A 12114-nucleotide genomic window follows, 5' to 3' on the forward strand; every position below is an offset into this window, starting at 1 on the left:
TGCCAAGGGATTGTTGTATTTTTTAACCAAGAGCCTCTCTTTTCTTATCTGGATTCCAGACGAAGCTTGCGATAAAGCTAAAGATGATGGTTAAGATAGCAAGGATAATGGCAAGGATGAGGGCAGGGATGCGGATAAACCACCAGAGTGGGTTCGGTTTTTTATCGTTGTGCCATTGTTTCGTTTCTTGGTCCAGACGTTGGAATTCTGTTTGGATACGGTCTGCAACCATTTCGATTCCTTCATCATTCATTTTCTTGATGTCTGAAATATCGATTGGATTTCCAAAGTTCATGTCGACACGTTCACGGCTAACCAAGCCCTTCAAAGTCATGGGACCTGTGTAGGTAACTGGCATGATACGAACCTTGGCCATTTTGGCAATCAGGGCTACGCCACCCTTAACATCGTTTGAGTGACGGCTTCCACTTGGAAACATGATGAGAGAGCGGTCACTTTTTTTTAGGACATTGATAGGATATTTTATGGCAGAGGCGCTAGGATTTTCACGGTCGATAGGAAAGGCACCACACATACGAATCCACCAACCAAAAATACGGTTAGTAAAGAGTTCTTTTTTGGCCATAAAGATGAACTGTTTTGGCTTAGTCGCAAAGGCCATATAAACTGGATCCCACCAGGTGCGGTGAGGCGCAACCAGGATATAATTTTCATCTTGATTAGGAATTTTATCGGTATTATGGTAGTGGGCATTGCCATTGATGGACCATAGTAGCAATACAACCAATCCACGTAAATAAGTATAAAACATGCGATCTCCTTCGATTCTTTTCTTGTTAATATTATACCTTATCAAAGGAGGGCTGGCAAACTTTTTCCCTTGACTAGGTGCATATTTGGGATGAGATTAGAATTCTTTTAGAAAAAATGATATGATATAATTTATGGATAAAAATAAGATTATGGGATTAACCCAAATAGAAGTCAAGGAAAGACAGGCTAAGGGCTTGGTCAATGATTTTACCGCATCGGCTAGTACCAGCACTTGGCAAATCGTTAAACGAAATGTCTTTACTCTTTTTAATGCTTTGAACTTTGCTATTGTTTTGGCACTAGCCTTTGTGCAGGCTTGGAGCAATCTGGTCTTCTTTGCTGTTATCTGCTTTAACACCTTTTCTGGTATTGTGACCGAGCTGCGGGCTAAACACATGGTAGATAAGCTCAATCTCATGACCAAGGAAAAGGTCAAAACCATTCGTGATGGACAGGAAGTTGCCCTCAATCCTGAAGAATTGGTGCTAGGAGACGTCATTCGTTTGTCTGCTGGGGAGCAGATTCCCAGTGATGCCTTGGTTCTGGAAGGATTTGCGGAAGTCAATGAAGCCATGTTGACGGGGGAAAGTGATTTGGTGCAAAAGGAAGTTGACGCCTTGCTTTTGTCAGGAAGCTTCCTAGCAAGTGGGTCAGTTTTGGCTCAAGTCCACCATGTCGGTGCTGACAACTATGCTGCCAAACTCATGCTGGAAGCCAAGACCGTTAAACCTATTAACTCCCGTATCATGAAATCGCTGGATAGGTTAGCAGGTTTTACTGGGAAGATTATCATTCCTTTTGGTCTGGCTCTCTTGCTAGAAGCCTTGCTTTTAAAAGGTTTGCCTCTTAAGTCGTCCGTTGTAAATTCGTCGACAGCCCTACTGGGAATGTTGCCTAAGGGAATTGCCCTTTTGACCATTACTTCGCTCTTGACTGCAGTGATTAAGTTGGGCTTGAAAAAGGTCTTGGTGCAGGAGATGTACTCTGTTGAGACCCTGGCGCGCGTGGATATGCTCTGTCTGGACAAGACGGGCACCATCACCCAAGGAAAAATGCAGGTGGAGGCTGTTCTTCCGCTGATGGAAGATTATGATGAAGAGGCTATTGCCAGCATCCTGACTAGTTACATGGCTCATAGTGAAGATAAAAATCCAACAGCCCAAGCTATTCGAAAGCGTTTTGTGGGAGAAGTTTCTTATCCTATGCTTTCCAATCTTCCTTTCTCAAGCGATCGCAAGTGGGGAGCTATGGAATTGGAAGGTTTGGGGACAGTTTTCTTAGGTGCGCCTGAGATGTTGCTGGACTCTGAAGCCCCAGAAGCCAGGGAGGCCTTGGAGAGAGGGTCACGTGTCTTGGTCTTAGCTCTCAGTCAGGAGAAATTAGACCATCACAAACCACAGAAACCATCTGATATTCAGGCTCTAGCCTTGCTAGAAATCTTGGACCCGATACGAGAAGGAGCAGCTGAGACGCTGGACTATCTTCGTTCTCAAGAAGTGGGACTCAAAATCATTTCTGGGGACAATCCAGTTACGGTATCCAGCATTGCCCAGAAGGCTGGTTTTGCAGACTATGACAGTTATGTAGATTGCTCAAAAATTACGGATGAGGAATTGATTACTATGGCTGAGGAGACAGCTATTTTCGGACGTGTTTCCCCTCATCAAAAGAAACTCATCATCCAAACACTGAAAAAAGCGGGGCATACAACAGCTATGACAGGGGATGGAGTTAATGATATCCTGGCCCTTCGTGAGGCGGATTGTTCTATCGTGATGGCTGAGGGAGATCCAGCGACTCGTCAGATTGCCAATCTGGTTCTCTTGAACTCTGACTTTAATGATGTTCCTGAGATTCTTTTTGAAGGTCGTCGTGTGGTTAATAATATTGCCCACATTGCACCGATTTTCTTGATAAAGACCATCTACTCATTCTTGCTCGCAGTTATCTGTATCGCCAGTGCTTTACTAGGTCGGTCTGAGTGGATCTTGATTTTCCCCTTCATTCCGATCCAGATTACCATGATTGACCAGTTCGTGGAAGGGTTCCCACCATTCGTTCTGACTTTTGAGCGAAATATCAAACCTGTTGAGCCAAACTTCCTCAGAAGATCCATGCTTCGTGCTCTACCAAGTGCTCTCATGGTTGTGTTCAGCGTTCTTTTTGTGAAAATATTTGGAAGTAGCCAAGGTTGGTCTGAGTTAGAAATTTCAACTCTACTCTATTATCTCTTGGGGTCAATTGGTTTCTTATCTGTATTTAGAGCCTGCATGCCATTTACCCTATGGCGTGTCCTCCTGATTGTTTGGTCAGTAGGAGGCTTCCTAGCTACAGCTCTCTTCCCAAGAATTCAAAAACTACTTGAAATTTCAACCTTAACAGGACAAACATTACCTGTTTATGGTGTCATGATGTTGGTCTTTACCGTGATTTTCATTTTGACCAGTCGCTACCAAGCTAGAAAATAAAGAAAGGCTGCAATCTGTGGATTGCGGTCTTTTTAGGTACAAGATTGCCAGCTGAAATGTGGTATAATAAGAGGTAACAGAGTTTGGAAAGTGAGAGAAAATGATTTCAAAGAGATTAGAATTAGTGGCTTCCTTTGTGCCACAGGGAGCCATTTTACTAGATGTGGGAAGTGACCATGCTTATCTGCCTATCGAGTTGGTCGAAAGAGGCCAAATCAAAAGTGCCATTGCGGGTGAGGTGGTGGAAGGTCCCTATCAGTCTGCGGTCAAAAATGTTGAGGCTCACGGCCTAAAGGAGAAAATCCAGGTTCGTTTAGCCAATGGCTTGGCAGCCTTTGAAGAGGCAGACCAAGTGTCTGTCATTACCATTGCTGGCATGGGTGGTCGTTTGATTGCTAGGATTTTAGAAGAAGGCTTGGACAAGTTAGCTAATGTAGAACGATTGATCCTTCAGCCCAATAATCGTGAAGACGACTTGCGTATCTGGCTACAAGAGAACGAATTTCAGATTGTAGCTGAAAGCATCTTAGAAGAGGCTGGCAAGTTTTACGAGATTTTGGTGGTGAAAGCAGGACAAATGAAGCTATCAGCCAGTGATGTTCGCTTTGGACCTTTCTTGTCCAAAGAGATCAGTCCAGTCTTTGTCCAAAAATGGCAAAAAGAAGCTGTTAAGCTAGAGTTTGCCCTCGGACAAATTCCAGAAAAAAATCTGGAAGAACGTCAAGTTCTAGTAGATAAAATTCAAGGCATCAAGGAGGTTCTCCATGCTAGCAAGTGAAGTGATTAACGCGTATGAAGCCTTTTGCCCTCAGGAATTTTCCATGGAGGGAGACAGTCGTGGCCTGCAAATTGGCACTTTGGACAAGGATATCCAAAGCGTCATGGTTGCTCTGGATATTCGTGAAGAAACGGTGGCTGAAGCCATTGAAAAGGGTGTGGACTTGATTATTGTCAAGCACGCGCCGATTTTCCGTCCAATCAAGGATTTGGTAGCTGGCCGTCCGCAAAATCAGATTTACATCGACCTCATCAAGCATGACATCGCAGTTTATGTCAGCCATACCAATATTGACATCGTTGAAAATGGTCTCAATGATTGGTTCTGCCAGATGCTAGGAATCGAGGAGACAACTTATCTGCAGGAAACAGGCCCTGAACGTGGAATTGGACGTATTGGGAATGTTCAGTCTCAGACATTTGGAGAATTGGCCCAACACGTCAAGCAAGTCTTTGGTCTAGATAGTCTTCGAATGGTGCATTATCAAGAGAATGACTTGCAGAAGCCTATTTCAAGAGTGTCCATCTGTGGTGGAAGCGGGCAGTCTTTCTATAAGGATGCTTTAGCTAAAGGAGCGGATGTCTATATCACTGGTGATATTTACTACCACACTGCCCAGGATATGTTGTCTGATGGCTTGCTAGCCTTGGACCCAGGTCACTATATTGAAGTGCTTTTTGTGGAAAAAATCGCAGAGCTTCTTAATCAATGGAAAGAGGAAAAAGGCTGGGAACTAGAAATTTTACCTAGTCAAGCATCGACCAATCCTTTCCACCATATCTAGTTTGAAGGTGAAAACAATGAAAAAAGTTGCCATTATTGGAGCAGGAATTGTAGGTGCAACAGCTGCCTACTACCTCTCGAAAGAAAGTGACCTAGAAGTGACTGTTTTTAACCATGGACAAGGTCAGGCTACCAAGGCTGCAGCAGGAATTATCAGTCCTTGGTTTTCCAAACGCCGTAATAAGGACTGGTACAAAATGGCGCGCTTGGGGGCTGACTTTTATGTGGATTTATTAGCTGATTTAGAGAAGTCAGGACAAGAAATCGACTTTTACCAGCGTTCGGGAGTCTTTCTCCTGAAAAAGGATGAAACTAAGTTGGAAGAACTCTATCAACTAGCCCTCCAGCGTAGAGAAGAATCTCCCTTGATAGGGCAATTAGCCATTCTGGACCCAGCATCAGCTAATGAATTATTCCCTGGTTTGCAGGGATTTGACCAACTGCTCTATGCTTCTGGTGGAGCGAGAGTAGATGGCCAACTTTTAGTGACTCGTTTGCTAGAAGCCAGTCAGGTCAAGATGGTCAAAGAAAAAGTGACTCTGACACCTTTAGCATCAGGTTATCAGATTGACGAAGAGGTGTTTGAGCAGGTTATTTTGGCGACGGGAGCTTGGTTGGGACACCTGTTAGAGCCTTTAGGATATGAAGTGGATGTTCGTCCCCAAAAAGGCCAACTCCGAGATTATCAGCTTGCCCAAGACATGGAATCTTACCCTGTTGTTATGCCTGAAGGGGAGTGGGATTTGATTCCTTTTGCAGGTGGGAAATTGTCCTTAGGCGCTACCCATGAAAATGATATGGAATTTGATTTGACGGTGGATGAAACCTTGATCCAGCAAATGGAGGAGGCGGCTTTACCTCACTACCCAGCCTTGGCAGAAGCGAAATCATCCGGTGAACGTGTGGGCATTCGTGCCTATACAAGTGATTTCTCACCTTTCTTTGGGCAAGTACCCGACTTAGCAGGTGTCTATGCAGCTAGCGGACTAGGTTCATCAGGCCTCACAACTGGTCCTATTATCGGTTACCACCTAGCCCAACTGGTCAAAGGCAGGGAAATGACCTTAGATCCAGTAAACTACCCAATTGAAAACTATGTCAAACGAGTAAAAAGCGAATAATACTCAATGAAAATCAAAGAACAAACTAGGAAACTAGCCGCAGGCTGCTCAAAACACTGTTTTGAGGTTGTGGATAGAACTGACGAAGTCAGCTCAAAACACTGTTTTGAGGTTGTGGATAGAACTGACGAAGTCAGTAACATATATATGGTAAGGCGACGTTGACGTGGTTTGAAGAGATTTTCGAAGAGTATAAGTATTTTACTGAAATTTTAGCCTTGCCCCTAGGATGGCAAATGACATTCCCTATCAAAAATGGTAAAATAAGAAAAAATCCGAGAATCGAGGAAAGAAGATGCAAGAAAAGATTTTGGTAACAGGTGGAGCAGGTTTTATCGGAACCCATACTGTTATTGAGTTAATCCAAGCAGGTCATCAGGTTGTTGTGGTGGATAACCTTGTCAACAGCAACCGTAAAAGTTTAGAAGTTGTTGAAAGAATCACAGGAGTTGAGGTGCCTTTCTATGAGGCGGATATCCGTGATACGGATACTCTCAGAGATATTTTCAAGCAAGAAGAACCAACAGGTGTCATTCACTTTGCTGGTTTGAAGGCTGTTGGAGAATCTACTCGTATTCCTCTTGCTTATTATGACAATAATATCGCTGGAACTGTTAGTCTTTTGAAGGTCATGGAAGAAGCCAACTGTAAAAACATTATTTTCAGTTCTTCTGCGACAGTTTACGGAGATCCTCATACAGTGCCAATCTTGGAAGATTTCCCACTTTCAGTGACCAATCCATACGGCCGCACTAAGCTTATGCTTGAGGAAATTTTGACGGATATTTACAAGGCAGACTCAGAATGGAATGTGGTCTTACTTCGTTACTTTAACCCAATTGGAGCCCATGAGAGTGGTGATTTGGGAGAAAATCCAAACGGTATTCCAAACAATCTCTTGCCATATGTGACTCAAGTAGCCGTTGGGAAATTAGAGCAAGTGCAAGTGTTTGGAGACGATTACGATACGGAAGATGGAACTGGTGTTCGTGACTATATCCACGTTGTCGATTTGGCTAAAGGTCACGTTGCAGCTCTTAAAAAAATCCAAAAAGGTTCAGGTCTAAACGTTTATAACCTTGGAACAGGCAAAGGCTACTCAGTTCTTGAAATTATCCAAAATATGGAAAAAGCAGTGGGACGTCCAATTCCTTACCGCATTGTAGACCGTCGCCCAGGTGATATCGCAGCCTGCTATTCAGATCCTGCAAAAGCCAAAGCAGAACTTGGCTGGGAAGCAGAACTTGACATTACTCAAATGTGTGAAGACGCATGGCGTTGGCAAAGCAAGCATCCAAATGGATTTGAAGACTAAGATGGTGATGTCAATCATTGTCCCCTGTTTAAACGAAGAGGAAGTACTTCCTCTTTTTTATCAGGCTTTGGAAGATTTACTTCCAGATTTGGAAACAGAAATTGAGTATGTCTTTGTCGACGATGGATCAAGTGATGGGACTTTGGAACTCTTAAAGTCCTATCGGGAGCAAAATCCGGCAGTTCATTATATTTCTTTCTCTCGAAATTTTGGCAAAGAAGCAGCTCTCTATGCAGGCTTACAATATGCGACAGGAGATTTAGTGGTGGTGATGGATGCAGACCTCCAGGATCCTCCGAGTATGTTGCTTGAGATGAAAAATTTACTAGACCAGAATGCAGACTTGGACTGTGTTGGTACACGCAGAACTAGTCGGGAGGGAGAACCCTTCTTTCGTAGTTTATGTGCTGATCTCTTTTACCGCCTTATGCAAAAAATTAGCCCAGTAGCCTTGCCCTCAGGTGTCCGTGATTTTCGCATGATGAGAAGGTCTGTGGTTGATGCTATTTTAAGCTTGACCGAGTCCAATCGTTTTTCAAAGGGGCTCTTTGCCTGGGTGGGTTTTAAAACCCAATATCTGGACTATCCAAATGTCGAAAGGCAGGCTGGCAAGACCAGTTGGAGTTTTAGGCAACTCTTTTTCTACTCTATTGAAGGGATTGTTAATTTTTCAGATTTTCCCTTGATTATAGCTTTTGTAGCTGGTATCCTATCTTGTTTTCTTTCTCTGCTCATGACCTTTTTTGTTGTGGTTCGGACCCTCATTTTGGGTAATCCAACATCAGGTTGGACCTCTCTGATGGCTGTCATTCTCTTTCTTGGAGGCATTCAACTCTTGACCATTGGGATTCTCGGCAAGTATATCAGTAAGATTTATCTAGAGACTAAAAAAAGACCACTTTATCTCGTCAAAGAAAAAAGTGACCTTCCTGATTTTACAGAAAAAAATAAAGAGAAAAGACTATAATTTTGCATGGAAATATGCTAAACTAGAAGGAGTGGAACGTTCTTGTCGATATTAGAGTTAATCTTTAATCAAGGCACGTGTCGGACAGTTTCTAACAGCTTCTAGGACGTCTTGGCTAGGAGAAATTTCTTTTTCTAGTTGATCAGGGTCATCGTAAAAACGCACGATTCCATTATCGTGATAGTCAAATAATTCAGAATAAGTTTGGCAAAGCCCACAGGCAATGCAACGTTCAGGTATAAGTGTGATTTTCATATTTATATTGTAATAAGAAAAGTAAAAAAAAACAAGGAGTAAGGTATGGCAAAAGAACCGTGGCAAGAAGATATTTATGAGAATCAAGAAGAAACAAGAACACAACGTCGCAAAAGAGAACAAGGTGGAGGAGTGCTGGCTAATCGTATCTTAACTATCTTAGCAAGTATTTTCTTTGTGATTGTAGTCGTGATGATTATTGTTCTTATCTATCTTTCATCAGGTGGGAGTAATCGTACAGCAGCTTTGAAGGATTTTCACGATTCTGATGCAAATGTAGTACAGATTTCATCTTCTAGTAGTTCAGAACAGGCATCTTCTGGTTCAGAGGAAAAGGTAGAAGAGTCATCTAGTAGTTCAGAACATCCAACTGATCCAGAAGGAACTACAAAAGTTTTGGCTGGAGAAGGAGAAGCAGCCATTGCCGCTCGTGCAGGAATCTCGATTGCTCAGTTAGAGGCCTTGAATCCTGGACATATGGCTACAGGATCTTGGTTTGCTAATCCAGGTGATGTTGTCAAAATCAAATAGGAGTTGATATGAAAACAATTCAAATTGCTATTGACGGCCCTGCTTCAAGTGGTAAGAGTACGGTCGCAAAGATCATTGCCAAGGATTTTGGTTACACCTACCTAGATACAGGTGCTATGTATCGTGCAGCGACCTATATGGCTCTCAAGCACCAGTTAGGAGTAGAAGAAGTGGAAGCACTTCTAGCCTTATTGGACCAGCATCCAATCAGTTTTGGGCGCTCAGAAACTGGAGAACAACTTGTCTTTGTAGGAGATGTGGACATTACTCATCCTATTCGTGAAAATGAAGTGACCAATCATGTTTCTGCTATTGCAGCAATTCCTCAAGTACGTGAGAAACTAGTTTCCCTCCAACAAGAAATTGCCCAACAAGGCGGTATTGTCATGGACGGTCGCGATATTGGAACGGTTGTATTGCCACAAGCAGAATTGAAAATTTTCCTAGTAGCTTCTGTTGATGAGAGAGCAGAGCGTCGTTATAAGGAAAATATCGCCAAGGGAATTGAGACAGACCTTGAAACCCTAAAAGAGGAAATTGCTGCGCGTGACTACAAGGATAGTCATCGTGAGACTTCGCCTCTAAAACAAGCAGAGGACGCTGTTTACCTTGATACAACTGGTTTGAACATTCAAGAAGTAGTTGCAAAAATCAAAGCAGAAGCTGAAAAAAGAATGTAAATGTAGAGAAGCCGATAGATTAATATCGGTTTTTTCTAAATTTGTCAAAATGCTGATTTTAAGGTATAATAGTTGCTGTTCGAGAAATTTTGATTTTCAAAGAATAGTGAATGATGATAAGGAGAAACCATGAACAACCTACCAAATTGCCCAAAATGTAACTCAGAGTATGTCTACGAAGACGGTGCCCTACTGGTTTGCCCAGAGTGTGCTCATGAGTGGAATCCTGCTGAAGTTGCAGAAGTAGAAGAGGGCATTGTCGCTATCGATGCCAACGGAAATAAATTGGCTGATGGTGATACAGTAACCCTCATCAAGGATTTGAAAGTAAAAGGTGCGCCAAAAGATTTGAAACAAGGGACGCGCGTGAAAAATATCCGCATCGTAGAAGGCGACCATAATATCGACTGTAAGATTGATGGCTTTGGTGCCATGAAACTCAAATCAGAGTTTGTGAAGAAAATTTAAGCATGTCAAAACACTATAAACTTGTATTTTATAGCCGTATCTTCTTGTTTCTAGCGGCTTTTACGGGAGTTTATCTTGAAATCGCCAAGCATGGTGGATTTGGGATGTTGCTCTATTATACGGTTCTGTCCAATCTTTTAGTGGCGATTTTTACTCTCTATCTCCTAAAGGTTATGAGCCGTTTAGGTGAAAACTGGCAAAGGCCAAGTCTCTTGCGCTTAAAAGGTGGGGTCACCATGAGTATCATGATTACCTGTGTGATTTACCATTTCCTCTTAGCTCCCATTGCGACTAATTTCTATACTCTGGAAAATTTCCTTTGTCACTACATCGTTCCCCTCTGGTTTTTAGCGGATACCCTCTTTTTTGACAAACAGGGTCAATACAAGATTTGGGATCCAGTTGTGTGGACGATTTTACCCTTGCTGTATATGATTTTTGCTCTTTTTAATGGCTTGGTATTGAAACTTGATGTTCCTAATTCTAAGGTCAGTCCTTTCCCTTACTTCTTTTTGAATGTGAACAAGGGTTGGGATGTTGTGTTTAAGTGGTGTCTGATTATCTTTGTTGCCTATATGGTGGCAGGATTTATCTTCTACTTTATTAAGCAAATCAAGAGAAAGTCATCCTAAGATACAAGGGATTCATTTTCTAGTTTAAGAAGGAGTCTATATACCAATGAGACTTCTTCTTTTCTTGCTTGTTTGCTGACTATCAAAAAGTAGAAGATTAAGAGAATATAGAAAGAGATTTCATGAAACAATTTTTAGAACGGGCCAGTATTTTGGCTCTCTCCCTCGTTTTGATTACCTCCTTTTCCATCTCGAGTGCCCTGCCAGCCATGTTTGACTATTATCAAGGTTATCCTAAGGAACAAATTGAGCTCTTGGCGAGCTTACCTTCCTTTGGAATCATGATTATGTTATTACTAAATGCTTTCTTAGAAAAAATATTTCCTGAGCGATTACAGATTAGTTTGGGATTGCTGATTTTATCACTGAGTGGAACAGCACCCTTTTGGTATCAAGCCTATCTCTTTGTCTTTGGAACAAGGATTCTTTTTGGTTTGGGTGTTGGGATGATTAATGCCAAGGCTATTTCCATTATCAGTGAACGTTACCAAGGAAAAACGAGAATACAGATGCTAGGGCTACGCGGTTCTGCAGAGGTCGTTGGGGCATCTCTCATTACCTTGGCAGTTGGCCAGTTGTTGGCCTTTGGTTGGACAGCTACTTTCTTAGCTTATAGTGCTGGATTTTTGGTGTTGACCCTTTATTTGCTCTTTGTCCCTTATGGAAAAGAAAAGAAAGAAGTCAAGAAAAAAGCGAAGGAAGTAAGTCGCTTAACTGGGGAAATGAAGGGCTTGATTTTTATCCTAGCTATCGAAGCGGCTGTTGTAGTTTGTACCAATACGGCTATTACCATCCGTATTCCAAGTTTGATGGTGGAAAGAGGACTAGGGGATGCCCAGTTATCTAGTTTTGTTCTTAGTGTCATGCAGTTGATCGGGATTGTGGCTGGTGTGAGTTTTTCTTTCTTGATTTCTATCTTTAAAGAGAAACTGCTCCTCTGGTCTGGTATAACCTTTGGCTTAGGGCAAATTGTGATTGCCCTGTCTCCATCCTTGTGGGTGGTAGTGGCAGGAAGTATTCTGGCTGGTTTTGCCTACAGTGTAGCCTTGACGACAGTCTTTCAACTTGTCTCTGAAAGAATTCCAGCTAAACTCCTCAATCAAGCGACTTCATTTGCTGTATTAGGCTGTAGTTTCGGAGCTTTTATGACCCCATTTGTTCTAGGTGCAATTGGCTTACTAACACAAAATGGGATGTTGGTCTTTGCTATCTTAGGATCTTGGTTGATTGCAACCTCTATCTTTGTTATGTACCTATTTCAAAAGAGGCTCTTTGTCAACTGTAGTGGGTTGAAGAAAAGCTAAGCTCTAGAAAGGACAGATTTAGTCCTTTCTTTTTTGAT

Annotated in this window: 13 protein-coding genes; 11 read left to right on the forward strand and 2 right to left on the reverse strand. The window is 42.4% G+C overall.

Going from position 1 to position 12114, the window contains the following annotated elements; genetic code table 11:
• Nucleotides 1-22: 22 nt before the first annotated feature.
• Nucleotides 23-772 carry a lysophospholipid acyltransferase family protein gene (locus tag QP439_RS04555; protein WP_064275970.1) on the reverse strand — a complete coding sequence of 250 codons (750 nt, stop codon included), beginning with the start codon at nt 770-772 and terminating at the stop codon, nt 23-25.
• A gap of 133 nt (nt 773-905) precedes the next feature.
• On the opposite strand from QP439_RS04555, the gene QP439_RS04560 reads away from it, so the two are divergent.
• The 6 genes from QP439_RS04560 (at nt 906) to QP439_RS04585 (ending at nt 8206) form a co-directional block, all read left to right on the forward strand.
• Entirely contained in the window at nt 906-3242 is a 2337-nt protein-coding gene (locus tag QP439_RS04560; protein WP_237447007.1) for a cation-translocating P-type ATPase, read from the forward strand.
• Nucleotides 3243-3342: 100 nt separating this feature from the next.
• Nucleotides 3343-4020, forward strand: a complete 678-nt coding sequence (locus QP439_RS04565; protein WP_285387972.1) for a tRNA (adenine(22)-N(1))-methyltransferase — start codon at nt 3343-3345, stop codon at nt 4018-4020.
• Nucleotides 4007-4804, forward strand: a complete 798-nt coding sequence (locus QP439_RS04570) for a Nif3-like dinuclear metal center hexameric protein (RefSeq protein ID WP_285387974.1) — start codon at nt 4007-4009, stop codon at nt 4802-4804. Before QP439_RS04565 ends, QP439_RS04570 begins: the two co-directional genes overlap by 14 nt.
• A 16-nt stretch (nt 4805-4820) precedes the next feature.
• Nucleotides 4821-5924, forward strand: coding sequence for an NAD(P)/FAD-dependent oxidoreductase (locus QP439_RS04575; protein ID WP_285387977.1), 1104 nt, complete (start codon nt 4821-4823; stop codon nt 5922-5924).
• 295 nt (nt 5925-6219) lie between these two features.
• Complete coding sequence (gene galE, locus QP439_RS04580) at nt 6220-7239, forward strand: UDP-glucose 4-epimerase GalE (RefSeq protein WP_285387979.1); 1020 nt, start codon at nt 6220-6222, stop codon at nt 7237-7239.
• Between the two features lies 1 nt (nt 7240).
• Nucleotides 7241-8206, forward strand: coding sequence for a glycosyltransferase family 2 protein (locus QP439_RS04585; protein ID WP_285387997.1), 966 nt, complete (start codon nt 7241-7243; stop codon nt 8204-8206).
• 57 nt (nt 8207-8263) lie between these two features.
• On the opposite strand, the gene QP439_RS04590 is transcribed toward QP439_RS04585, so the two are convergent.
• Nucleotides 8264-8461 (reverse strand): ferredoxin, encoded by a 198-nt coding sequence (locus tag QP439_RS04590; RefSeq protein WP_198004170.1) that lies wholly within the window; start codon nt 8459-8461, stop codon nt 8264-8266.
• Nucleotides 8462-8506: 45 nt separating this feature from the next.
• Between QP439_RS04590 and QP439_RS04595 the strand changes: the two genes are divergently transcribed.
• From QP439_RS04595 to QP439_RS04615, 5 genes are all read left to right on the forward strand, one after another.
• A complete protein-coding gene (locus tag QP439_RS04595) occupies nt 8507-8992 on the forward strand; it encodes an SAG1386/EF1546 family surface-associated protein (protein ID WP_261047336.1) in 486 nt (161 codons plus the stop codon).
• A gap of 8 nt (nt 8993-9000) precedes the next feature.
• Complete coding sequence (cmk, locus tag QP439_RS04600) at nt 9001-9672, forward strand: (d)CMP kinase (RefSeq protein ID WP_261028498.1); 672 nt, start codon at nt 9001-9003, stop codon at nt 9670-9672.
• Between the two features lie 129 nt (nt 9673-9801).
• Nucleotides 9802-10140, forward strand: a complete 339-nt coding sequence (locus QP439_RS04605) for a zinc ribbon domain-containing protein YjdM (protein ID WP_141230732.1) — start codon at nt 9802-9804, stop codon at nt 10138-10140.
• 2 nt (nt 10141-10142) lie between these two features.
• Nucleotides 10143-10772 (forward strand): Pr6Pr family membrane protein, encoded by a 630-nt coding sequence (locus QP439_RS04610; protein ID WP_000033944.1) that lies wholly within the window; start codon nt 10143-10145, stop codon nt 10770-10772.
• Between the two features lie 122 nt (nt 10773-10894).
• Nucleotides 10895-12076 carry an MFS transporter gene (locus QP439_RS04615; protein ID WP_285387990.1) on the forward strand — a complete coding sequence of 394 codons (1182 nt, stop codon included), beginning with the start codon at nt 10895-10897 and terminating at the stop codon, nt 12074-12076.
• Nucleotides 12077-12114 lie beyond the last annotated feature (38 nt).

The sequence above is a fragment of the Streptococcus sp. UMB1203 genome (assembly GCF_030217725.1).
Classification (GTDB): domain Bacteria; phylum Bacillota; class Bacilli; order Lactobacillales; family Streptococcaceae; genus Streptococcus.